The sequence below is a fragment of the Cellvibrio sp. 25HG11W-0 genome (assembly GCF_057815475.1).
Window position 1 is genome coordinate 3,488,176 of record NZ_CM174230.1, and the last position, 24,173, is coordinate 3,512,348.

At 48.5% G+C, this 24,173-nt stretch carries 17 protein-coding genes; 7 read left to right on the forward strand and 10 right to left on the reverse strand.

All coding sequences use genetic code 11. The features are described 5' to 3' along the window. Positions 1 to 70 precede the first annotated feature (70 nt). Together waaA and AC0KUT_RS14595 are read right to left on the reverse strand one after the other, a co-directional pair. On the reverse strand, positions 71 to 1,369 hold the full coding sequence (gene waaA / locus AC0KUT_RS14590; protein ID WP_488831027.1) for a lipid IV(A) 3-deoxy-D-manno-octulosonic acid transferase: 1,299 nt from the start codon (positions 1,367 to 1,369) through the stop codon (positions 71 to 73). A 133-nt stretch (positions 1,370 to 1,502) separates the two neighbouring features. Beyond that, on the reverse strand, positions 1,503 to 2,378 hold the full coding sequence (locus AC0KUT_RS14595) for a substrate-binding periplasmic protein (RefSeq protein ID WP_488831030.1): 876 nt from the start codon (positions 2,376 to 2,378) through the stop codon (positions 1,503 to 1,505). Between the two features lie 326 nt (positions 2,379 to 2,704). On the opposite strand from AC0KUT_RS14595, the gene AC0KUT_RS14600 reads away from it, so the two are divergent. The 5 genes from AC0KUT_RS14600 to AC0KUT_RS14620 all read left to right on the forward strand — a co-directional run bounded on the left by AC0KUT_RS14600 (position 2,705) and on the right by AC0KUT_RS14620 (position 9,573). Beyond that, complete coding sequence (locus AC0KUT_RS14600) at positions 2,705 to 3,619, forward strand: AAA family ATPase (protein WP_488831031.1); 915 nt, start codon at positions 2,705 to 2,707, stop codon at positions 3,617 to 3,619. 3 nt (positions 3,620 to 3,622) lie between these two features. Next, positions 3,623 to 4,624, forward strand: coding sequence for a DUF58 domain-containing protein (locus AC0KUT_RS14605; RefSeq protein ID WP_488831032.1), 1,002 nt, complete (start codon positions 3,623 to 3,625; stop codon positions 4,622 to 4,624). Then, positions 4,617 to 6,665, forward strand: coding sequence for a transglutaminase TgpA family protein (locus AC0KUT_RS14610; protein ID WP_488831033.1), 2,049 nt, complete (start codon positions 4,617 to 4,619; stop codon positions 6,663 to 6,665). The genes AC0KUT_RS14605 and AC0KUT_RS14610 overlap by 8 nt, the downstream gene beginning before the upstream one ends. A 209-nt stretch (positions 6,666 to 6,874) precedes the next feature. Then, entirely contained in the window at positions 6,875 to 7,444 is a 570-nt protein-coding gene (locus AC0KUT_RS14615) for an RNA polymerase sigma factor (protein WP_488831034.1), read from the forward strand. Next, the gene (locus AC0KUT_RS14620) at positions 7,441 to 9,573 is read left to right on the forward strand and encodes a vWA domain-containing protein (protein WP_488831035.1); all 2,133 of its coding nucleotides are present in this window, start codon (positions 7,441 to 7,443) and stop codon (positions 9,571 to 9,573) included. Before AC0KUT_RS14615 ends, AC0KUT_RS14620 begins: the two co-directional genes overlap by 4 nt. 133 nt (positions 9,574 to 9,706) lie before the next feature. Here AC0KUT_RS14620 and AC0KUT_RS14625 read toward each other — a convergent pair whose 3' ends face one another. The 3 genes from AC0KUT_RS14625 to motA form a co-directional block, all read right to left on the reverse strand. Then, a complete protein-coding gene (locus AC0KUT_RS14625; protein ID WP_488831036.1) occupies positions 9,707 to 10,219 on the reverse strand; it encodes a DUF1993 domain-containing protein in 513 nt (170 codons plus the stop codon). Between the two features lie 279 nt (positions 10,220 to 10,498). Next, positions 10,499 to 11,482, reverse strand: a complete 984-nt coding sequence (gene motB, locus AC0KUT_RS14630) for a flagellar motor protein MotB (protein ID WP_488831037.1) — start codon at positions 11,480 to 11,482, stop codon at positions 10,499 to 10,501. A 12-nt stretch (positions 11,483 to 11,494) separates the two neighbouring features. Continuing rightward, a complete protein-coding gene (gene motA / locus AC0KUT_RS14635; RefSeq protein WP_488831038.1) occupies positions 11,495 to 12,349 on the reverse strand; it encodes a flagellar motor stator protein MotA in 855 nt (284 codons plus the stop codon). Positions 12,350 to 12,666: 317 nt separating this feature from the next. Between motA and AC0KUT_RS14640 the strand changes: the two genes are divergently transcribed. Next, positions 12,667 to 12,972, forward strand: coding sequence for a DUF1244 domain-containing protein (locus AC0KUT_RS14640; RefSeq protein WP_488831039.1), 306 nt, complete (start codon positions 12,667 to 12,669; stop codon positions 12,970 to 12,972). Between the two features lie 21 nt (positions 12,973 to 12,993). On the opposite strand, the gene AC0KUT_RS14645 is transcribed toward AC0KUT_RS14640, so the two are convergent. Both AC0KUT_RS14645 and AC0KUT_RS14650 read right to left on the reverse strand, forming a co-directional pair. Continuing rightward, complete coding sequence (locus AC0KUT_RS14645; protein WP_488831041.1) at positions 12,994 to 17,595, reverse strand: two-component regulator propeller domain-containing protein; 4,602 nt, start codon at positions 17,593 to 17,595, stop codon at positions 12,994 to 12,996. A gap of 300 nt (positions 17,596 to 17,895) precedes the next feature. Continuing rightward, on the reverse strand, positions 17,896 to 18,747 hold the full coding sequence (locus AC0KUT_RS14650) for a GTP-binding protein (protein ID WP_488831042.1): 852 nt from the start codon (positions 18,745 to 18,747) through the stop codon (positions 17,896 to 17,898). Positions 18,748 to 19,092: 345 nt separating this feature from the next. Here AC0KUT_RS14650 and AC0KUT_RS14655 point away from each other — a divergent pair, with 345 nt between their 5' ends. After that, positions 19,093 to 20,148, forward strand: a complete 1,056-nt coding sequence (locus AC0KUT_RS14655; RefSeq protein WP_488831043.1) for a LacI family DNA-binding transcriptional regulator — start codon at positions 19,093 to 19,095, stop codon at positions 20,146 to 20,148. Between the two features lie 12 nt (positions 20,149 to 20,160). On the opposite strand, the gene AC0KUT_RS14660 is transcribed toward AC0KUT_RS14655, so the two are convergent. From AC0KUT_RS14660 to cysG, 3 genes are all read right to left on the reverse strand, one after another. Further along, positions 20,161 to 21,024: a universal stress protein gene (locus AC0KUT_RS14660; protein WP_488831044.1), complete on the reverse strand. Its 864-nt coding sequence runs from the start codon at positions 21,022 to 21,024 to the stop codon at positions 20,161 to 20,163. Between the two features lie 50 nt (positions 21,025 to 21,074). Further along, complete coding sequence (locus tag AC0KUT_RS14665; RefSeq protein ID WP_488831045.1) at positions 21,075 to 22,562, reverse strand: SulP family inorganic anion transporter; 1,488 nt, start codon at positions 22,560 to 22,562, stop codon at positions 21,075 to 21,077. Between the two features lie 193 nt (positions 22,563 to 22,755). Next, on the reverse strand, positions 22,756 to 24,141 hold the full coding sequence (gene cysG / locus AC0KUT_RS14670) for a siroheme synthase CysG (protein WP_488831048.1): 1,386 nt from the start codon (positions 24,139 to 24,141) through the stop codon (positions 22,756 to 22,758). Between the last annotated feature and the right edge of the window lie 32 nt (positions 24,142 to 24,173).

The following is a 24,173-nucleotide window of genomic DNA, read 5'->3' on the forward strand; positions in this document are numbered from 1 at the left end:
AAACCCCACACTGATCTGTGGGGTTTTGTTTTTTTGAAGGGGGTTTAATTAAAACGTTATCAGGGCGATTTTAATGAGGTGCGGTTAAAAAGCGCTCAATAATTTTTAAGGTTTTTTCTAAAGCACCGCGATTATCGCGCGCCACCTGAGCGGCAGCCGCTCCCACAGAATGGCGTAGAGCCTCATCATCGATCAAACCCTGCAGCGCCTGCGCTAAATCATCGGCATTTGTTACAAGGCGCAAGGCGCCCGCCACGCTCAGCAATCGTGCAACTTCGGCGAAATTAAAAAGATGCTCGCCGCTCAACAAGGGCAACTGCCAAGCGGCAGGTTCGATAAAGTTATGCCCGCCATTGGGCACTAAGCTGCCGCCCATAAAGGCAATATCGCTGGCGCCAAACAGCAGCATCATTTCACCCATGGTGTTGCCCAGTAAAATATCTTTACCAGTCGTCGATTCACCGCTAGCGCGACGCGCGACGCGAAATCCGCGCGCCTCACACAGTTGCGCCACAGCATCAAAACGCTCTGGGTGACGCGGCACCAACACCAAAAAGCTTGCCTGCACCTGTGTGGATCCAGTCGCTCGCATGCGCGCAAATGCATCCAAAATAATTTCATCTTCGCCTTGGTGTGTGCTCGCTGCAATCCACACCAAACGCCGGCCGTGCTCACTCAGCTCCCGCTTCAATAGTGCTGCGCGCTCTCGCAAACCATCATCTATGGTTAAGTCGAATTTAATATTACCCGTTACTTGCGCGTTTTCCACCGGTAAACCTAGGGCGATAAAACGTTCGGCATCGGCTTTATGTTGAATGGCGGCACAGCTTAAACGCTGCAACATAGGTTTTGTCAGCCCAGACAGTTTCGCGTAACCACGGGCCGACTTTTCTGATAAGCGCGCATTAATCAATACGCAGGGAATGGAACGCTTAGCGCAAGCCGCCAAGGTGTTGGGCCACAGCTCAGTTTCCATACTAATGAATAAAGCGGGCTTAATTCGCTGTAAAAAACGATAGAGCACTTCAGGTAAATCATAGGGGGCGTAAACATGAAATACGCCCGCATTGCCCGCAACATTCAACGCTGCACGCACCCGCTCAGAACCTGTGGGGGTAGTGGTAGTAATCACCAATTGCAGCTCAGCATTCGCTTGCAAGCGGCGAATTAACGGCAAGGCGGCTAAAAACTCCCCTACCGAAACAGTGTGTAACCAGATGACTTTTTTCGATGTAACGAGCGGCTCAAAGAAACCAAAGCGCTCGCCCCAACGTTCGGCATAGGCGGGTACTGCGCGCGATCGCCGCCATAAGCGCAAAAGAATAAATGGCAGCGCGAGGTAAAAAATGACGGTATAAATAAAACGCATGAATCACACCCGAAATCATAGGGAGTGCAGCATAACAGGTGAGAGGAATGAGGCCAATTATTCACAACAGCTAACGCAACGGGTACTTTCCACAGCAGCTTTCCTGATAAGAGCTGGCGTGACGTACTCTTCCTTAATGAGCGGGTTGTGCGAGTGTAATGACGCGGCGAGTGTGGTCATGCAATGCATCTGTAGCCCAGCGGTAATGAGGAATACTATTGAGCAATTCATCAAAACTTCCATCGGCCAGCGCGAGCATCAAACCTTGCTCAATGCGCCGTGCTAGTGCATCTTGGCCTTTGCGTACAAAGAAATAAATACTGTTCGGGTAATAGAGCATCAGCTCCTGCTCTATCACTAAATGTTGCTCTGCATGCAAAGTAGCTTCAGGCTGAATTTGATAAATACCGCGGGAAAAATAATCGAAGCGACCCGCAGCGAGCATCTTGAATAATTTGGGATAAACCGTCGCGCCCACCAGCGTCAAACCATTCGCTTTCATGAGTGCATAATCCGGCCACTGTGTATGTATACCACCCCTAAGCTGGCCCAAATCAGCCAAGTTTTTTACGGCAGAAAATTTCGCTTGCTCGCCTTTTCGAATCAGTAACAGACGGTAGTCAGTAAGATTTTTTAACAGCGAGATTTTGATTGGCATAAATTCAGCTTCGTAGTCGCTATTGGTGGTACGCCATATAACGTCAATACTACCCTGCAGTAATTCTGACACTTGCCGCTTATCCGCAATAATAAAGGGAAACTGTTCAAGCTCATAAGGGCCAAACTCAGCACTCGATTTGGTTAGCGCGAGCTGCAATATACGATAAAAATAAAAGTCCTCATGATAAATATCATGAACCACCATTTTGGGGACACGCACAATACTGGGCGCAGATGAAGCTATAGAAGAAGAATCAACAGACAGCACTTGGGCATAAAGCTTAGGCGTGGCCATAAGCATGACGATAAATACTACGCAACTGAAACCCCAAGCACCCATGTATTTCATTCCAATGAATAGTTACAGATTAGGTGCTCAAGGTGCACTCAATCTATACTTTTTTACCTTTGGTTAATGTAAATCCTAGTGTGAAGTTCTATCCTGTTTTAGCGTAAGTATTATTCTTGCTAGGCTATTTTACATCCTGACCCTGTTTAAAATTCACTACTAGCGATTTTTTAGTGTAGATAGAAAATACCTAAGAGTCCTATGCCTTTGCGTTTCTTTATACCTTACCCAGCCTCACCTAGGCTATTCTGCTAAGATTCCACCCACTGAAAACATGTCATTTAAAGCACTTACGCTCAACCGTAATTAGACGTATAAGGATGCTCATGCAGTCACTGATTCAAAAAATTATCACGCAAATTGACCAGATTGTACTCGGCAAAGATCAACAAGTGCGACTGGCGCTGAGCTGCCTCTTTGCAGAGGGACACCTGCTGATTGAAGATCTACCCGGTATGGGCAAAACCACCCTCGCCCAGTGTCTCGCCAAGGTACTGGGTTTGAAGTTTGAACGCGTGCAGTTCACCAGTGACCTCTTACCCGCCGACATCCTCGGCGTAGCTATTTTTGAGCGTGAAAAGGGCCTATTTAAATTTCACCCAGGGCCAGTGTTTACGCAAGTATTGCTCGCGGATGAGATCAACCGTTCCTCGCCCAAAACCCAGAGTGCGCTGCTAGAAGCCATGGAGGAGGGACAGGTGACCATTGAGGGTAAAAGTCGCCCTCTGCCCTCACCTTTTTTTGTGATTGCCACGCAAAATCCACTCTCCCAAAGCGGCACCTTTCCCCTGCCAGAATCCCAGCTCGACCGCTTTTTAATGCGTATTTCACTCGGCTACCCGAGCCCCGCATCTGAACGTTTACTGTTTGAAGGAGTAGACCCGCGGGCGGCCATCAAACAACTCGAACCTATGCTGACACCTGAGCAACTGCGTGGAATTCAAACCCTCGTACAGCAAGTGACGACCAGCTCCGCACTGCTCGATTATGTACAGCGCCTTGTAGCCTTCACCCGCAGCGATGCGCGCTTTGGCTACGGCCTATCCCCGCGCGGTGCCTTGGCCTTGCTGCGTGCAGCTAAAGCCTGGGCGTTAATTCATGCGCGCGATTATGTGGTGCCGGAGGATGTGCAAGCGGTGCTAGCAGCGGTGGTGAGCCATAGAGTGCGCGCCAGTAATCATGAATTGCGCAGCGATCAACTGGTACAGCAGTTGCGCGATAGCGTCAATGTGCTGGGTTAGCACATGAGCGACCGCCCCCATACTTGGCGCCAGCGCTGGGAGCAGCGCGTTTATCGCTGGACCGATAAACGTGCACCGCGCGCGGCCCAAATTGCGCTAACGCACAAAAACCTCTACACCTTTCCCAATCGCAGCGGTGCACTCTTTTTACTGGTAGTGCTGGTGATTTGGCTCTTAGGCACCAACTACCAAAACAATCTTATTTTAGCGACTAGCTACTTTCTCATCAGTCTGTTCGTCGCCAGTATTGTGCATGCCTACGCCAACATGGCGAGCCTGAGCATTCGCTTTATCAATGCGCAACCCGCCTTTGCAGGCGAGCCTGCCAGCTTTAAGTTGGAGCTGTGCAGCCGCCACAAGGGCGGCTGCGAACATTTGGAATTGCGCTGGCCAGGCGGCGATACCCTCGTCATCAATCTTGAGTGCAATGTGCCTCAGCAGGTAGAGCTCTGGGCCACAAGTGAGCGGCGCGGCTATTTCTGGCCTGGTCGGCTACTGGTACAAAGCCGCTTTCCCTTCGGCATTATTCGCTGTTGGAGCTGGATTAACCTTGACGCCCATGCGCTCATCTACCCCCAACCACTCGCCTGCCCAGAACCTGTGGCCTTTGCCCACGGGGGCGAAGCGGAGGGCGAAAGCAATGTGCCTGGCGGCGATGACTTTCACAGCCTGCGCGAATATCAACCCGGGGACCCCATTAAGCACATAGCTTGGAAACAATATGCCAAAGAGAAAGGCCTGTTTACCAAGGAGTATCAACAGGCGCTCGCTGCAGAAAAATGGTTGAACTGGGACAGCCTTACACAATCACAAGAGGAGCGTTTAAGTGGACTTTGCCATTGGGCGCTGGCCTACGAACAACAGCAGCTCATCTACGGCTTGCACTTACCCGAACAGAAATTACCCCCAGCACGCGGCCATAGCCATTTGCAGGCCGTGCTAAGCGCCCTCGCCTGCTATCAACTGCCGCCCGCCGACACCAATAAGGAGCCTGACAATGTCTAGTCATGCTCATACACACACAACAACACCTAAGCTGCCGCTCGCCAACAGCTACCTACCGCGCGCTAAGCTGGCATGGCTCCTCGCTACCCAAGCGTTGGTTATTTTGCCGCTACTGTTTCAATTGCCCCTGTGGCTATGGTTAGTGTGGGCAATGTCCGCACTCTGGCGCGTGCAAATGTTTCGCGCTCGTTGGAATAGCCCCAATAATTGGATCAAAGGCACTTTGGCACTAAGTTGTGCAGCAGGCCTTTACGCGAGTTATGCCGGCAAAACAGGCACCGAGGCCATGGTGGGCCTGCTGGTGTGCGCCTTCGTATTAAAGCTACTGGAAGTAAAATCGCCCCGTGAGGCGCAGTTGGTGATTTTTATTGGTTTTATTATCACCGCCGCCCAATTTCTCTTTTATCAAACACCGCTTGCCGCAGTCTATGGGCTTGGGTGTATTGGTTTACTCATCGCTACCTGGCGCAGCCTTCTATTACTGCGCAGTGAAACAGTCACCCACCAACTTAAGCGCAGTGCCATGGTAGTGGTACATGCGCTACCGATTATGCTGATATTGTTTGTGGTATTGCCGCGCCTTGGGCCACTCTGGGCGATTCCCACTCAAAATGCAGCAAAGACAGGTTTTAGCGATAGCCTTGCACCGGGCGATTTAGGCAAATTAGCGCTGAGTAAAGAGCCTGCGTTTCGGGTTGAGTTTAACGGCGACTTACCGCCCAATACCGAGCTTTATTGGCGCGGTTTGGTGCTGGATCAATTTGACGGACGGCGCTGGTCGCTGCGCCCCCTGTGGAAATCCGAGCTGCCGCGCGCGCTACCGGAACGCACCGAGCAAAAACTACTCGACTACAGCATTATTGTGGAACCACACGGACAGCAATGGCTCTTTAGTTTGCTCACCCCAGTCAATGTTCAAGCCACCGGCAATCCTATTCGCCTAGGTAATGACTCACTCCTCATTGCACGCTATCCGCTCACGCAGCGGCTGCGCTATCAGGTTCGCTCTGCCATAGCCTTCACCTGGGCCGATGCTCCGCAGCTCAGTGACACCCAGCGCCGGCTCAACACCCATCTGCCACGTGCCAGCAATCCGCAAACCCGCGCGCTGGTGCAGAGTTGGCTCGACCAAGGTATGGATCAAGCGCAAATCATCGCTGCCGCACTTGCGCTTTTTCACGCAGATTTCACCTACACCCTACAGCCCCCGTTATTGGGTGAGCAGGCAGTGGATGATTTTTTAATGTCCACTAAACGCGGCTTTTGCGAACACTTTGCCAGCAGTTTCACCTTTATGATGCGCGCGGCGGGTATTCCCGCGCGCGTTGTGGTCGGCTATCAAGGTGGGCGCTGGAATGAATACGAAAATTACCTGCTGGTTAATCAAGCTGACGCCCATGCCTGGAGCGAAGTCTGGGTTGACGGCCAGGGCTGGCAAACCCTAGACCCCACCGGCGCTGTAGCACCCGAGCGAATCGAACAGGGTTTAAATGATGCTCTCAGTGATGAAGATCAATCCCTCGTCAGCAACCGCTGGTCAAGCTCAGCGCTTTTTTGGGAAATACAACGCCGCCTGGATGCCGCCGATTACGCATGGCAGCGCTGGGTGCTGAGTTATGACACAGACACACAAGAGGGACTCTTCACTCAACTTTTTGGCGGAACAGAACCTTGGCGTTTACTGGCATGGTTCGTCGGTGGCGCACTTCTGCTCTTCGCCCTCATGATATGGGCGCTGCGCCTCAGCCACCCCAAACCTAGGCTGCGCCCCGAAACGCTCGTCTTTCAACAACTAGAGCGACGCCTTGCGCCCATGGGGTTTAACCGCACTCAGGGTGAAACAGCGCAAGATTTCCTCGCGCGCGTAACTGCCAAAGAGCCGACCTATGCCCCGAGCCTAAATTATATTTATAAACTCTTTGAGCAATTAGCCTATTGCAATAACACTAGGCTCAATGCTGATAACGATTTGGCACAGGCTCAGCGGCTGCTAAAACTCAAAGCAGCGATTGGTAAATTCCCGAAGATCACCGAAGATTGACACCTATGAAATTTAGCCCCATGAAACTTAGCCCATGAAACTTAGCCCCATAATACCTGGCCCCATAATACTTGGCCGCTAAAAGATAAAATCAAAAAAGCGCTGAATCCCCCAAGGTTTTCCCGATAGCGTTCGTCTAAGTTTGTACGCGCCTGTTTTTAGCAAACGTATTACTAACCCAGCCATACTCGCCTAGCACTTGGACACCGATGAATGAAAGATGTAAATCCATGCCGGAGATGACGCTAATTCAGGCGGCCCAAGCGGGCGATAGCCGCGCCTTTGCGTCATTGCTCGACTCCGTCTATGACCAAATATTTCGCATAGCCTACCGCTGGTGTGGGCGCCGCGCCGACGCTGAGGACATCACGCAGCTGGCGTGCATCAAGCTCGGCCAAAGCATCCAACAATTCCGCTTTGAAGCGAGCTTCAGCACCTGGCTCTATCGCTTGGTTATCAACTGCGCCAAGGACTGGCACAAAAGCCAAGCGCGCCACCAACATCAAGACATCACCCAAGACAGCTGGCCAGACGCGAGCACACCAGACAGCGGCGAAACCAGCATTTATTTGCATCAGCTTTTGCGCCTGCTGGCAGGCATGCCGGAAGGCTTTAAAGAAACGGCCCTGCTGGTACATGGCGAAGGTCTCACCCACGCAGAAGCCGCAGACATTTTGGCCATTAAAGAATCCACCGTTTCCTGGCGCCTTCATGAAATTCGAAAAGAACTGCAATTGCTGCAACAAGAACCCAATAGCGGTTGGGAGCCATCACTATGAATGATCACGAATTGCAACAACGACTTAACAGCGACCTGCCCAGCCCCGATGCCAAAACTAAAGCGCGCCATAAAGCCTTGGCTATGGCGGCATTTAAGACTGCGCAAGAGGACGCCACCGCACCGAATAACGCGGAAAGCGCAGCTTCAACCAAAAAATTAACTTTTTTCCAAGGATTATGGCAGTGGCTTCGTCTTACCCGTGAACCCCACTCTCACGGAAGCAACACTATGAACACACGCCATCAAAATACTAGCGACAACCAGCCTGCAGCAACAACGAATAACCGCGCGTGGCCTAAGCCAATGCTATTTTCTGCGATAGCGGCCTCCAGCCTTTTAGTTGTAGGCGGCCTAACTTTTATGCAACAGCTAATGATCAGCCCCAACCAAGAACAGCTAGAGCGAGCAATAGCGCAACATGAAAACGCCCAGAAAATACCACTCAATATGGAGGCAGAAGAAGTCGTGGTAGCAGGTATGCGCGCAGACATAATAATGGCCGACGACGCAAAAAGAGAATCACAACCTATGGCAGAAATACCTTCTGCCGCTATGAAATTAAAAGCACAAGATCTTGGCAAGGTAGCAAGTAAACGCATGATGCAACCCATGCTCGCCTCGCCCGCCGTTGCTGGCGCGCCGCGTGACATGGTATTGAATGAAAGCGCAGAGGATTTTCCAGCGCAACGCCCAAAAGACAACAAAGAATACCGCGACAAGTTTGCTGATTTCGATGAAAACCCCGTGGTGACGGTCAGCGCTGCACCGGTATCAACCTTTTCTATCGATGTGGATACCGCTGCCTATAGCTTTGTGCGCCGTCTGCTCAACAGCGGCCAACTGCCGCCCAAAGATTCAGTGCGCACAGAAGAACTCATCAATTATTTTGATTATGCCTACCCTCAGCCCAAGGATAGATCAACGCCTTTCGCAACCTACACCACCGTCTTGGACTCACCCTGGACCAAGGGTAACAAGCTCATTCACATCGGCATTCAAGGCTACCAATTGCCCGCCAGTGAAATCCCCCAATCCAACTTGGTATTTTTGTTGGATGTTTCAGGCTCCATGAATGAGCCAGACAAGTTACCACTGGTAAAACAATCCATGGAGCTACTGCTCAATACCCTTAAGCCCGAGGATACTATCGCCATAGTGGTTTATGCCGGAGCAGCAGGCACAGTGCTAGAACCCACCAAGGTTAAAGAGAAACAAAAAATTCTCGCCTCGCTGCAACAACTGGAAGCCGGTGGCAGTACGGCAGGCGCCGAAGGCATAGCGCGCGCGTATCAATTAGCGGAAGCTAACTTCAACCCCAAAGGCGTCAATCGTATTATTCTCGCCACCGATGGCGACTTTAATGTGGGCGAAACGGGGGCGGACAACCTGCAAGATTTTGTTGAACGCAAACGCGAAAAAGGTATTTATTTATCTGTGCTCGGTTTTGGTCAAGGCAATTACCAAGATGCGCTCATGCAAACGCTCGCGCAAAATGGCAACGGTGTTGCTGCCTATATAGACACCCTCAGCGAAGCGCAAAAAGTACTCGTTAATGAAGCTACCGCGAATTTATTTCCGATAGCACAGGACGTGAAAATTCAAGTGGAATTTAATCCCGCAACCGTAGCTGAATATCGTTTAATCGGCTATGAAACACGCGCACTTGCGCAGGAAGACTTCAATAACGATAAAGTCGACGCAGGAGAAATAGGTGCAGGCAGCCGCGTAACCGCGATTTATGAAGTAACTCCGGTAACAGCAAGCAGTAAACTATTAGAACCAAGCCGCTATCAGCCTACAGCGAATAAGCCCGCCATAGCAGACAAGAATGAATTAGCGTTTGTACGCATTCGCTACAAATTACCCGGCGCAAAAAAATCTGCATTAATCGAAACGCCCGTAAGCGCTGCCGCTAAAGCATCAAACGACGTCAGCTTTCAACAAGAAATTAAGTTCGCCACGGCGGTAGCAGGTTTTGCTCAACTGTTGCGCGGCAGTAAATACAGCGGCGACTTTGATTACGACAAGGTCATAGCCTTAGCGCAAGCCAATAAGGGCAGTGATGACTACGGTTATAGAACTGAGTTTATTCAATTGGTACGCAAAGCTAAAATCGCGAAAGATTAGCGTCACGCATATAAATTCGAATCGACATAGCACCAAGAAACTGGAAGTAACAAACAACGAAGTGCAGATGTAAATGCACATAAAAAAGCCCCGCGAGTAATCACTCGCGGGGCTTTTTTACATCGCAGCCAACTTAGCTTTTAAAAGGCATAACGCCTAAGTAATCTTTCTTACCAACGTCTACACCGTTGTGACGCAAAATCGCGTATGCCGTAGTCACGTGGAAACAAACATTGGGAACTGCGTATTGAACGGCGAACTCAAACCCGGTCAAATACTTACCGTCCCAGCGCGGCTGGCTAATATGGCGCTCTAACGCACCTGCAAAATCATCCGACTTAACGCTTGCCAAATAGGCAATTACCGATTGAATTCGCGCCTGTAATTCAGCCAAGGTGGTTTCATCATCCGCGTGTTTAGGTGCATCTTCTTCTTTGCCAATAAGACGAGCTACGCTCAACTTAGCAGTATCAGTAGCAATTTGAACTTGGCGAATTAAATTAAATTGATCAGGCGCCAATCGAGCGTTAAGCAACACACTCACATCGAACTTTTTAGCTTCCGCTTGCGCAGCACCCTTCTCCAAAATGGCACTGAGGTTATTAAGCATTTTCGTAAATTGCACAACGGTAAGATCGTAAAGCATGGCAAACACCCTATGTGTGGCAGACAGAAATATGGAGAGTGAATCAGCGAAAACCTAAAGTCACTGCACCACGAAGAACTCCATTACTGGGGGCAATCCCACTTGATTCAATAGCTTCACTAAAAATTCATATAAATAACCATAAATTAATGTCACAAAAATCAACAATTTTTTCCACAAAAAAAACAGGAGGCCGAAGCCTCCTGTTTTTTATGCTATTTACCTGCCAAGCCATATGGTATTTCACAGCCCAAAACATTTAACAATATTTGTAAAAACCTAATCCGCACTTGCCGCATCAATTGCGCTATCAACCTCGGTAGGTGTTAAAAATGTTGGCTGTGGAACAGGTTTAGGCGGTTCAACAACTTGAGTTTTCGCCCCACCACTTGTTGATTTAATAAGCTGTTGCCCATCAATACCGCCGCCACTGCCAAGTGCATCTGCCACTGCTTTCTTCAATACGATAATCGCGATGCGACGATTAATGGGTTCCGTCGGTTTATCCACCAAATAGGGTGCCACCGATCCCATGCCCTGCACAGTCGCAACCTTAGCTTCTGGGTAACTACCATTTAGCAAGGCGCGGCGCGCAGAGTTTGCCCTATCGGCCGAGAGCTCCCAATTGGTATAAGTTGCACCTGCACCATAGGGCGTTGCATCGGTATGGCCCGTAATACTGATTTTGTTTTGTACTTTATCAAGTATCGGCGCCAAAGCCGCTAGCACCTCGACCGAATAGGATTTGAGGTTGGCGCTGCCTACATCAAACATAGGCCGTTGATCTTTATCTACAATTTGTATACGCAAACCCAACGCAGTAAAGTCGATAAGAATCTGATCTTTAATTTGCTGAAAGACCGAGTCAAGCGCATTAATCTCAGTCTCAAGCTGCTTTTTCAGTTGATCGAGTTGCTCTTTTTCAATGCGTTCGATTTCCTTTTGTAAGTCGACTTGATCTAAAGGTTGATCATTTTCAATGTCACTGGGTTGCATCTGCGGAATGGGTTGATCCTGATTAATCAACCCCATATCAGCGCCACCTTCGCCCACTACATATTTGCTGCCTGGGTCTTGAAAATAACCAGCAATCGCTTTTTGCTCGTCCTGCGATGTACTTCCCAAAAGCCACATCAACAGAAAGAAAGCCATCATCGCCGTCATAAAGTCGGCCAGCGCTACTTTCCAAGAGCCGCCATGGTGTCCATGGCCGTGCCCTTTTTTCTTTTTGATAATAATGGGTTGCGTTGCGCCCTTTTCCATCAGTCCAATCTCTTACTTTTTGGCGCGGTATTGTTCTTCCAGCTCTTTAAAGCTGGGGCGAACACTGTGAAAGGTAACCTTGCGTCCAAACTCAACCGCAATTTGCGGCGGCACACCATTCATTGAAGCCACCAATACGGCTTTAATAATTTCGTACACTCTGGATTCATCGCGTACCTTGTGGTTGAGGTAACTCGCAAATGGGCTGATAAAACCATAAGCAAACAGAATACCTAAGAGTGTACCTACCAATGCAGCACCTACAGATGCACCAATCTCAGCAGGCGGACCGCCGATCTTACCCATGGTAATAACAACCCCTAATACCGCGGCCACAATCCCGAAACCAGGCAGGCCATCGCCGGCATTTTGAATGGCTCCAGGCACCAAAGACGCCTCCTGATGATGCCCCTCAAGTTCTTGATCAATCAACGCTTCTAGCTCATGGGGCGCCATATTGCCCGCGACCATAATGCGTAGGTAATCACACACGAACTCAACAATATGGTGATCTTTTAAAATGGTAGGGTAATTCGCAAAAATGGGGCTGCTATCTGGCTCTTCAATATCACCCTCAATAGCCATTAAACCTTCACGGCGGGTTTTATTCAAAATATCGTAGAGCAAGGTCAGTAATTCTAAATAGAAAGATTTTTTAAACTTTGAAGGTGTCAGCAAAGCACCGGCTGACTTCATAACTCCAATACTCACGGATAGCGGATTACCAATAATCATAGCGCCGAAAGCTGCACCACAAATAATCAAAATCTCAATGGGTGACATCAACAGCATGACGTTACCGCCATGGATAACAAATCCTCCACAGACGCAACCGAGTACAATGATTATTCCTAAAATAATATTCACGCAATAATCCTCAACATAAAAAGTGCCAACACCTAATCAATACTTAGCAAGCGGCAAAAATGTTCAATATTCATACGCCAGCCAGAATATTTAACGCAACTCGACTGAGTATAGGCAGCCACGGTGTATCTTCAAGCGCCTGTAGAGTATTTCCATCAATGTCACACCGGATAGATACCAGTCTCAACTAAGCCGGATTGCATCAACATTCTGTCTATGTAACCATTTCAGCGTCAGCCTAGGTTAAATCCGCCAATTTCCTTCAATAGCCACCATAGATAGCTCCATTCATTAGCTGAAAACCACACAGGATACTTATGAAAATATCTGATCTACACCCAGAAACGCAGCAAGCACTGGAAGCCGCCACCTTGCGCCAACTGCTTAAACATTTAGATATGCGCAAAGACGTTCAGAATATTGAATTGATGAACCTTGCAGGCTTCTGTCGCAACTGCCTAAGCAAATGGTATGTCGCCGCAGCGGAAGAACAGCAACTAAGCATCGATTATGAAGAGGCGCGCACGCATATTTATGGCATGCCCTATAGCGAGTGGAAAGAAAAACATCAAACCCCCGCGAGCCCTGAGCAACAACAAGCCTTTACACAAAAAAACAGCTAGTCCCCAAATGCTCGTGTGAAGTTAAAAAATAATGTCATCGTTTGGAATGGATGACACTACAGAAATAGTGCCCGATGCCACCAGTGACACCAGATCTTTGTTTAACGCGGGGTTAATGTGGGCACTATCTTCTTTATTATTCCCAATACCAACCCAACAATTACGTCCTGACTTTTTCGCTAAATACATGGCTCTATCTGCCGTATCAACAACTTGCTCCCAGGTTAATGCCGTTGGCACTAATGGATAAAAAGGATATACCGCATAACCGAGCGAGCAGCTTTTCGTTAACATTTGGCCACCGCCAATATCAAACTGAAAGCTGGCGACAGCTAGACGAATACGCTCTGCCATCTCAGGCGCTTCAGCACGCGAACAAAAACGTGCGACTATCAAAAACTCCTCACCACCCCAGCGCACTAAATAATCTGAATCGCGCAGCACCACTTCCAGTAAACGACTTAACTGTTCGAGTATTTTATCACCTGCACTGTGCCCATATTCATCATTCACAGACTTAAAATAATCCACATCAAGCAACATAAAAATCAAATCATGGTTTTCAGGCAACAGTATAGGGGCAGACAAAAGTGATGGAGTTTCTTTTTTCGCTTGAGCGGTCACTTTCCAGTTTTTATATTCTCGGTCGACCATTGAAATATCTGCCGCCATAGACTTGGCGAGAAAGCGACGATTGTGCAAGCCGGTTAATGGATCGGTCAAACTGGCCTCTTCCAATTTCTTGTACGCCTGCTCCAACTCTGCTTGAGCCTGTTTTAACCCTTCATTTTTTTTGTGTAATTCTTCGGTGCGCTCAGCCACTTTTTTATCTAAATAAGTAGTGGCACCATGCAGCTGCATATGTGTTGCCACTCGCGCCAAAAGTTCTTCTTTACCGATAGGTTTAGTAAGAAAGTCATTGGCGCCCAGTTCAAAACCTAATACCAAATCATTGGTCTGACTGCGTGCCGTCAAGAAAATAATAGGCAGCTCATAGGCTTGATAAATAGCTCGTAAACGCTTACAGGTTTCATAGCCCGACATTTTTGGCATCATGATATCAAGCAATACTAGGTCTACATCTTGTTGCTCTGCAATAAAGGCCAAGGCCTCTTCGCCACTTTCAGCCTCACTCACCCTATAGTTACGCAGTTCCAGATAATTACTTACCACCAAGCGATTAACCGGATCGTCATCTACTACTAAAATATGCCCAAGTTTTATAGAGAGCGTCGGTAATTTTTGACGTTGACTGGCTGCATGAGTAGCAAGCTCAGGTTCCGCTAACTCTGCAACATCAGACGGCTCAATCACATCTGATTCAGAGCGACTACTACTGTCAGGCAACTCAAAAGTAAAGGGCAAGTTAAAGGTAAAGCGCGAGCCCTGCCCCGGACTTGATGCAACTGAAATAGTGCCACCATGTAATTCAATGAGCTGTTTGCTAATCGACAAACCCAAACCTGCGCCACTATAGGCGCGCTCGGCATGGCCTTCCACCTGATGAAAAACCTGAAAAATCTTTTCGCACTGCTCGGGCTCTATGCCTATACCCGTATCTTCAACAGTGACAACTAAATCCTGCGCCTTGCGCTCGGCATAAATATTAATAGAACCCTGATGAGTAAATTTAATGGCATTGCCAATCAGGTTGTGGAAAATCTGTAACAGTCGATCCTCATCGGCGTATACAGGCGGCAAATCATGGGCCAACAGATTCCTAAGCACTATGGGCTTACCGGCCATCAAAGGGCGAGACAAGCTTGCCACCACATCGACTAGCACACGAATATCTACTGCTTTTTTATTGAGAGCCAGCGCTTTGTTTTTAAGTTTGGCAAAGTCAAGAATATCGTCAACCAATACCGCAAGTCGCTTTCCACTTTTAGCGATCAATTTCAAACTATTGTGCGCCTGCTGTGAAAGCGTTTCATCCATACTCTCATTTAATGACTCTGCCAAGCCAATAATACCGTTCAGCGGCGTGCGTAGCTCATGAGAGGTATTTGCTAAAAATTCATCTTTTAGTTTGTCCACTTGTTGCAAACGACGCACCAAGGAGCGTTCCTGCTCAACTTTTTTCTGCTCATAAACCAATTTTAATTGATGTGCGCGCCACAGCCAGTAAAGCAAGAGCAACACAATACAAAAATAGCCTGCATAGGCCCAAAAACTTAGCCACCACGGGGGCAGTATACTAATTTTTAAACTTGCAACGTTTTCACCCCAAATGCCGTCATTATTACTGCCCTTCACTTCAAAGACATAATCCCCTGCATCCAAGTTGGTATAGGTTGCCGTGCGCTTACTGCCTGCATCAATCCAATTTTTATCAAAACCTATAAGCCTATAACGATATTTATTTTCATCCGACATTTGAAAATTAAGCGCGGCAAACTCCAGTGTAAACATAGAGTCGGTATGTTTGAGTGTTATAGATTTAGCAGCACCAATGGCTTGGGTAAGCGGAGAATCAGCCACACCCAAACCCATTGGCTGATTGAGAATTAATAAATTGGTTAGCACTACAGGCGGTGTAAACCTATTGGTTACAATGGCTTGGGGATCAAACAAAATAAACCCCTTGCTGTGACCAAAGAATAATTCGCCATTATCCAGTAACTGCGGGGTGTTGCGATTGAAAAGATTATCCGCAAGACCATGACGTTTATCAAAATTACGAAAAACTTGCGCATCAACATCAAAGCGCGAAATACCTTTTTGCGTCCCCACCCATAGAAAACCCTGTTGATCCTCGATGATACCGGCGACCACATTGTCCGCTAAACCATCTACCGTCCGGTAGGTTTTAAAGGTGCCCGCTTGACGATCCATAAGATGTAGGCCACCACCGTCAGTGCCGACCCAAAAATTGTTGCGGCTGTCCTCATACAAAGAAAAGATAAAATTAACACGCAAACTCTGCGGGTCATTATCGCGGTGATGATAGCGGGTGAACTTTCCACTATCAGGGTCTAATAAATACAAGCCGCGTAATGCGCCCACCCAAATATTGTGCTGTTTATCTTCATAGACAACACGTGCATAAAGTGTTTTATCGCCATCTAATTGTTCTGGCTTGGGATAAAAACGTTTGAAGCTATTGGTTTTAGGGTCGTAACGACTCACTCCATCTTCACTCGCAGTCCAAATATAACCCTGATGATCTTCGATCACCGACCAAGGCTCACGCCCTAATAGCGAATCAGCCTTGCCCTCCTCGGGCATATAATGAGTAAATTGTTGAGTAGTGGCGTTATATTTATTGAGCCCGCCCGACCAAATACCAAACCACAGGTTTTTCTGTTTATCCTGCGTCATAGCCAATACAGTATTGCCACTCAAACTATTTGGCTTGGCCGGGTCGTGCATAAAACGCGTGAAGCGCTCTTGCAGAGGATTAAAATAATTTAAACCGTAGCCGGTACCTATCCAAAGATTACCTTTAGCATCTTTTAACGCTGAAAGTACACCGCCATCAGTTACCGAATTTTTATTATTGGCACTGTAGCGATAGTTATGAAATACCGAACCTTGGCGATCAACCATATCGATCCCCGAGGGAAAGAAGCCCAACCATATATTACCGGCCACATCTTCAAACAATTCATTAGCCACAAAATTGCCCGGCGTGGTCAGGTTGCCTTCTTCATAGGAAAAACGCGTGAAACTCTTGGCACCCTTAGCGCGCATATATACAGCACTGCCATCACCCACCCAAAAGTTGCCGGTTTTATCTTCCAGCACAGTCCATACGGTTGTACTTTTCTCACGATTGTCGTGCACCATTGCAACAAAACGCTGGCGCAGCGCATCATAACGAAACAAACCAGCCTCGTAACTGCCCACCCACAACTCGTTAGCACCATCCACATAAAGGCTGCGTACATCCGCAAAACCCTGATCGCGCTCACTGTTAAAATAGCGAAATGTTTGCGTGTTTGGATCAAAACTTGCGACACCGCTACTTTGATAGCCAAGCCATACCAGCCCATTCTGATCAACGACTAGAGTATTTAACGCATCGCTTTTATGTTGATCATTATTCTCTTCATAGCGATCAAAGGAGTTATTCGCCACATCGAACCCATAAAAACCACCTCGCGTTGCCAGCCATAAATAAGACGCCGAACGTTCTGCGATACCCATCACATCATTAATACTTAAACCAAAGCGAGCTTCATGTGGGAGGTTAAACCGCTGAAAACGATTGTAAGTAGCATCAAACCGATTAATGCCATTGCGCGTACCTACCCAGAGGTCACCGTTGGTAGCCAAATGCAATGAACTTACATAGCTGTCGGATAAACTGTGAAGGTCTTCTTCATTATTTCGATAAATATTGATTTCATAACCATCATAGCGAGCCAAACCATTGGCACCACCAAACCACACAAAGCCTTGCGCATCCTGCGCAATAGCATTTACGTAGCCAATTGCGGCAATTTGATCAGGTAAAATATGACGAAAAGAGATATGTTGCTTGGGGCTAGTAGCGGTGGATTGCTGCTGCGCCCAAAGCAATGTTGGGCACACACATAGCCAACTGATAAAAAACAGAGTGTACGCAGCAGCGCTCTTACTGAGTACCCAAAAACGTGCTGTAGCGCTTGCTTGCGTCACAAACACTATAGAACTGATGAGCCAAGACCGAGCATGCTTAATGGCCCTGCCAACAACTCCTTGGCCAATTGCAATAGCCCTGAATTGATTATTCGTATTACATCCCCCCATAAACCCTGCTAACCTCTCACGCAAACAACGTAAACAAATTGCGGTCTTATCATTATTTTGCTGTTTTATCCTAGACCCAATTTGAAGCAAGTTATTGGCATCCCTGACTTTCTTATGTGGCAGAGAACTATAACTCGTTTGACTATAGTTTTCTGCTAAGGATTGCCAATATTTTTCTCCAGAAGCGATTTATTTTAATTGATATGCAGTCACCGTATTGGCAAAGAAATTAGGCACAAAAACACGGCGCTGGGTTGGGTTATAACCAATATCAGCGGTGTTGATTTTTTCAGCTTGCGAGTCAATTAACACCTGTAGTTCGCCTTTAGCATTAACGTAGTAAACCAAGCCCGGCCAGCAGGAAATAATGTACTCATTGGGTGCAATTAATTCGACTCCATCAACCCCTTGGGCAAAACCCGACGCGAGGGTAGTCATTTTTTTGGCAGGATCAATTTGCAGCAATTGTTTACCTGCACCAACAATAAGATTTTTCCCCACGACCGTTAAACCATTCGCCGCTTCAATGTTATCCATATACAACTGCGGCTTATCCCCTTGAATACGATAAATATGGTTTAAACGCGTATCAGAGACAAAAACATCACCATTCGCGCTTACTGCGACATCATTTAAAAAAATGCTTTTGGGAATAGGTATTTTTTTAATAACTTTGTGAAGTTGAATATCAATCACAACCACTTCATTGATGTCGGCCACATAGAGTTTATTGTTATAGATACCCATGCCTTTGGGTGCATTGAGTCCAGTGACCCAGGCCTTATCTATAGGTGTGCCATCAAGTGCCAACATAGCAATGCCACCCTGCGCATCCGCTTCTGTAGGTACGCCATCGATTAAGGACACCAATAAAAATTCATTTTGCTTTTGCTTAACATAAAGCACGGACTCAGGTGTAGCCAAATCTTTCGCCTGCCATACCTGCGTTAAACTCAGTTCAGCCTGAACTGCCGTGAAGGGTGCCAGAGCCACCAATAACACACACAATTTGCTCGCCCAATGATTGATAATCAGTTTCATTATGCTTATTGCTGTCATCCTAAATCTCCGTGGAAAAATGAGTAATGTATCTAGCACGCGGCTAGAGTAACGCGCTTTAGTTCACATGTACCTAGTGGATTTAGCGCTAGGTTTGTATTTATACGGCTCTTGCACGCGCAAAGTAAAAGCCTAGACCCAATATACATCAGCCGCTTGCAGAAATTACAATGCGCTGTAATCGAATATGGATAGACCTTGCGCTCTAAAACCTCAAGCTCTACCCTAGGGCACCTTTAACGCATATATTGGGCCAGCCTGAGCTAATCACGCCTACCCTACCCCTAAAGTCAGTGCGCTTAACGCCCTTTTCTCGCGATGAATTCCATGAAGCAAAGCTCAGACAAGCACCACCCACAACCAAAAGCCACGATTAAAGATGTCGCCAAGCTAGCAGGCGTTTCTTTTAAAACTGTCTCGCGGGTAATAAACAAAGAAGGCAGCGTCGGCCAAGACCTGCAAGATAAGGTGATGCAGGCGGTTAAGGCGCTCAATTACCAGCCTAATTTATCGGCGCGGCTGCTGCGCGGCGCGGCGTCCTCTATAGGTTTTATTTACGATAACCCCAACAGCAACTATGTCATCGACATGCAAAAAGGAATTTTGGGTGAGTGCCGCAATCAAGGTTACGAACTGGTCATTCATCCCTGTGACTCAAAAAAGCCTGACATTACTGATGAAGTGCTGAACATGATCGACCGCAGTCAGGTGGGTGGGCTAGTGCTCACACCGCCCATGTCGGAAATGCCTGATGTATTAGCTGCGCTCAATAAACGTAAAATTCCCTTCGTGCGCATCCTCTCTGGCTCCCAACCGCCTGACAGCAAATCGCCCTGTATTTTTATTGATGATCGCACGGCAGCGCACAAAATCACCCAGTACTTAATTGATTTGGGGCACAAGTCCATCGCCTTTTTAGGCGGTGAAGAAGCACATAAATCCAGTGGCGAACGGCTTGAAGGCTACAAAGCCGCTCTCAAAGCCAACAAGATCGCACTCGATAAGAAATTGATTTTACCGGGGGAGTATTCGTTTGAATCGGGGGTTAAGCGCACGCGGCAACTACTGGCCTCAAACCTCAAGCCCACTGCTGTCTTTGCCTGTAATGATGAAATTGCCGCAGGCACGCTCTTTGCCGCGCGCATTCAGGGTATAGATGTACCCCAACAGCTATCGATTGTCGGGTTTGAAGACAGCCCTTTTTCACGCCAAGCTTGGCCCAACTTAACCACCGCCCAACAACCTAATTCAACGATTGCTGAGCGCGCTACAGCGCTCTTAATAGAATCCATTCGCAACCATGGCAAACTCGTTGAGAGTGAAGGATTTTATCCGCAATTGATCGTGCGCGACTCCAGCTGCCCAGCGCCCAACAAGCGCTAGACCAACAGGTCGCTAGCGCAGTAACAGCAGGGGAATATTCATACGTCGCAATAGATGACTGGTGTTGCTACCCACAAAAAACTGCCGCACGCGCGAATGACCATAAGCGCCCATTGCCACCAGTTCAATTTGCTCCGCCACGCAATAGACTGGCAGCATATCGCCCAAAACGCCCGACATAAGCTTTACCACAGGCTTGTAACCTGCCTGCTGCAGTTGGGTTTGCGCCCAACCCAAAGCAGCCTGAGCCTCTGGCGTCGCTGCGCCTAACATCAATATATGACAAGTTAAACCCGTCAATAATGGGCTAGCTGCAATCATTTCAACGGTTTTACGGCTGGTTTCGCTGCCATCAAACGCAATCAAAAAGCGCTCAGGGCGCACAAAGTCAGTGGGAATAACCAGAATGGGTTTATGCAGGCTGCGCACCAGTGTTTCTATATGGCTGCCAATATGGCTGCGCGCGCTATCGCCATTCTGTTGCGCACCTTCACCTTCGCGCCCCATCACCAATAGACGCGTGTCATCCTCCAGCGCCACCACAGATTCAACCAAGTCACCGTGACGCTGGCGACAGTGCGATTCTGCCACACCCGCCGCACGCGCCCGCTCTTTAGCCGCATCAAGTAAGTCTTGGCCTTGAATCCGCGCCACGCCGATGCGCTTGGCATCTAAGTCAGCCAATTCATCCAACAAATGTTCGCGGCTGCCCAAACCAATGGCGCCGGTATAATCACGCGGAGCGGGATAGCGGCCCTGATCCAGCACATGCAAAAAATGCAGTGGCGCGGCCAAACGCTGGCTCGCCCAAATCGCGTAATCGCACACGCTGTGCGCCAAGGGTGAATGATCGATACAGGCAATTATTTGCGTCATTATTATTTTCCTCGTACGTTATATTCAACTGCTTGTGCGTTATCTAACAGCTAGTGATCGAGCAGTTTATCCACAGCATCCGGCTTATCGTGCACCGCAAAATCATCCACAATAGTCGCACTGGCTTCATTCAAACCTATGACTTCAACGTCAGTACCTTCACGGCGAAATTTCAACACCACCTTATCCAAAGCAGATACGGCGGTAATATCCCAAAAGTGCGCACGCGACACATCGATTACCACCTTGCTGAGCGCTTCTTTAAAATCAAAACCTGCAACAAATTTATCTGCCGAGCGAAAAAACACTTGCCCGATAACATTGTATGTACGCGCCGTTTCAGTCTCATCCAAGCTGGAGTTCATTAACATGAAATGGCTGATTTTATTGGCAAAGAAAAGCGCCGCAAGCAGCACGCCCACAAACACGCCATAAGCGAGGTTGTGTGTCGCCACTACCACTACCACCGTCACTATCATCACGATATTAGACGAGAGCGGGTATTTTTTAAGGTTGGTAATAGACGCCCAACTAAAGGTGCCTATGGACACCATAATCATCACCGCCACCAAGGCAGCCATAGGAATAACCGAAATAATATCGGATAAGAACACCACCATGATTAACAGGAATACACCCGCACTGAGCGTTGAAAGGCGCCCGCGCCCGCCGGATTTCACATTAATCACCGACTGACCAATCATCGCGCAGCCCGCCATACCACCCAGCAAGCCCGAGGCGATATTGGCAACGCCCTGCCCCTTACACTCGCGGTTTTTATCGCTATTGGTATCGGTTAATTCATCAACGATGGTGGAGGTCATCATAGATTCCAACAAACCCACCACCGCCAGCGGCAGCGAATAGGGCAAAATAATCCACAGGGTTTCTAGGTTGAGCGGCACATTCGGCCAGAGGAAAATTGGCAAGGTATCAGGCAACTGGCCCATATCGCCCACGGTGCGGATATCCAACTTAAGTACCAAAGCCAAGAGCGTCAAGACCACAATGCACACCAGCGGCGATGGAATAATCTTGCCGACAACAGGCACATAGGGGAACAAATAAATAATACCCAAGCCCCCTGCGGTCATGGCATAAACGTGCCAGGTCACATCGGTCAGCTCTGGCAGCTGCGCCATAAAAATCAAAATCGCTAAGGCATTTACAAACCCCGTCACCACCGAGCGCGACACAAAGCCCATCAGGTCGCCCAAGCGCAAAAAGCCTGCGACAATTTGAATAACCCCGGTTAAGAGTGTCGCCGCAAGCAAATATTCCAGCCCGTGGGTTTTCACCAAGGTAATCATCAACAGCGACATAGCGCCCGTTGCCGCCGAGATCATCCCCGGGCGACCACCAACAAAGGCTATAACTACCGCAATACAAAACGACGCATAAAGGCCAACTTTTGGGTCAACTCCAGCGATAATCGAAAATGCAATCGCCTCAGGAATCAGGGCAAGTGCCACCACAAGGCCCGCCAAGAGGTCGCCGCGCAGGTTAAAAAACCACGTTTGTTTTAAATCATTTAGCATGAGTAAAAATCCGAATAGCAAAGGAATGCACTGTTCAAGCCTCTAAAACACAGGTCAGAACAGCCAAAAGGCGGGTATTTTAACCCTATTAAGCACCTAAACGGGGGAATGACGAAAATTGAAGGGGAATTACACAGGCTCTTGCAGAACAGATCTAGGCCACATCCCTGTAAGCCTCTTTTTAAGCGGCTCTTTAAACCACCTTAAACCACTTTAAGCTCTCATGGAGTTTTACCACCTCACCCACAATCACCAGAGTCGGCGCGTGTACATTTTCAGCAGCGACAAGATCGGCAATGGTAGCGAGATCGGCAATCAACACCCGCTGTTCCTGTGTTGTACCTTTTTCGACCAGCGCCACGGGCGTAGTCATAGCGCGGCCATGGGCAATAAGTGCACTGCAAATTTCTTGTAGACCCACCAAGCCCATATAAAACACCAAGGTCTGGCCAGGGTTTGCCAGCTCCGGCCAATTACAATTCACATCGTCAGATTTTAAATGACCAGTCACGAAACGAACGGATTGGGCGTAATCGCGATGGGTAAGCGGAATACCCGCATAGGCCGCGCAACCCGAGGCAGCGGTTATTCCAGGCACCACTTGGAATGGAATATTATTTTGCGCAAGCAATTCAATCTCTTCACCACCGCGCCCAAAAATAAAAGGGTCACCGCCTTTTAAGCGCAGTACGCGTTTGCCCTGCTTAGCCAAATCAACCAGTAATTGATTTATGTTTTCCTGCTGCATGGCATGTTCACTGCGACGCTTGCCCACATAAATGCGCTCCGCATCGCGGCGCACTAATTCCATCACCCCATCGGACACCAAGCGATCGTAAAGCACCACATCCGCTTGCTGCATTAAGCGCAGGGCGCGCAGGGTTAAGAGTTCCGGGTCGCCAGGGCCGCCGCCCACCAAATACACTTCGCCATTCGACATAGTCGCATCATCACTCGCGATCTCAGTGGCGATTAATGCTTCGGCTGCATCCGCTTGGCCATTTAAGGCCAACTCTGCCGCGGGGCCTTGCAAAATTTTCTCCCAAAAACGGCGCCGACTATCGCCATTATCAAAGCGCGCCTTAACCCGGTCGCGCCAATTTTTTGCGATAGTTGCCAACACACCGTAATTCGCGGGAATTAATGTTTCCAATTTTGCGCGAATCAAACGCGCCAGCACCGGCGCTTCACCGCCGCTCGACACCGCAATTACCAACGGCGAGCGGTCAATAATCGCGGGGGTTATATAAGTGCAGAGTGCAGGGCTATCCACCACATTCACAGGGATATTAATGGCTTTGGCATCATGCGAAATCTGCTCGTTAAGCGGCTCAATATCCGTCGCCGCAATCGCGAGCACACAGCCCTGCAAATCACTCGCCTGATATTTCCGCTCGCACAGCTCGCCATTATTCTGCGCCACCAGTTCACGCAACTCTGCCGAAATCTTCGGCGCCACTATGCGCAAGCGCGCGCCCGCTTTAGACAGCAAGCGCCCCTTGCGCGTCGCAATATCACCGCCGCCCACCAACAGGCAGCGACGGTTTTTTAAATCGAGAAAAATGGGGAAGTATTCCATAGCTAACTCTTTGAGAAATTTCTTTTAGTCAC

Excerpts from the sequence above, each read along its gene's own strand:
- waaA (WP_488831027.1), bottom strand. The coding sequence starts at position 1,369 with ATGCGTTTTATTTATACCGTCATTTTTTACCTCGCGCTGCCATTTATT.
- AC0KUT_RS14595 (WP_488831030.1), bottom strand. The coding sequence starts at position 2,378 with ATGAAATACATGGGTGCTTGGGGTTTCAGTTGCGTAGTATTTATCGTC.
- AC0KUT_RS14600 (WP_488831031.1), top strand. The coding sequence starts at position 2,705 with ATGCAGTCACTGATTCAAAAAATTATCACGCAAATTGACCAGATTGTA.
- AC0KUT_RS14605 (WP_488831032.1), top strand. The coding sequence starts at position 3,623 with ATGAGCGACCGCCCCCATACTTGGCGCCAGCGCTGGGAGCAGCGCGTT.
- AC0KUT_RS14610 (WP_488831033.1), top strand. The coding sequence starts at position 4,617 with ATGTCTAGTCATGCTCATACACACACAACAACACCTAAGCTGCCGCTC.
- AC0KUT_RS14615 (WP_488831034.1), top strand. The coding sequence starts at position 6,875 with ATGAATGAAAGATGTAAATCCATGCCGGAGATGACGCTAATTCAGGCG.
- AC0KUT_RS14620 (WP_488831035.1), top strand. The coding sequence starts at position 7,441 with ATGAATGATCACGAATTGCAACAACGACTTAACAGCGACCTGCCCAGC.
- AC0KUT_RS14625 (WP_488831036.1), bottom strand. The coding sequence starts at position 10,219 with ATGCTTTACGATCTTACCGTTGTGCAATTTACGAAAATGCTTAATAAC.
- motB (WP_488831037.1), bottom strand. The coding sequence starts at position 11,482 with ATGGAAAAGGGCGCAACGCAACCCATTATTATCAAAAAGAAAAAAGGG.
- AC0KUT_RS14640 (WP_488831039.1), top strand. The coding sequence starts at position 12,667 with ATGAAAATATCTGATCTACACCCAGAAACGCAGCAAGCACTGGAAGCC.
- AC0KUT_RS14650 (WP_488831042.1), bottom strand. The coding sequence starts at position 18,747 with ATGAAACTGATTATCAATCATTGGGCGAGCAAATTGTGTGTGTTATTG.
- AC0KUT_RS14655 (WP_488831043.1), top strand. The coding sequence starts at position 19,093 with ATGAAGCAAAGCTCAGACAAGCACCACCCACAACCAAAAGCCACGATT.
- AC0KUT_RS14660 (WP_488831044.1), bottom strand. The coding sequence starts at position 21,024 with ATGACGCAAATAATTGCCTGTATCGATCATTCACCCTTGGCGCACAGC.
- AC0KUT_RS14665 (WP_488831045.1), bottom strand. The coding sequence starts at position 22,562 with ATGCTAAATGATTTAAAACAAACGTGGTTTTTTAACCTGCGCGGCGAC.
- cysG (WP_488831048.1), bottom strand. The coding sequence starts at position 24,141 with ATGGAATACTTCCCCATTTTTCTCGATTTAAAAAACCGTCGCTGCCTG.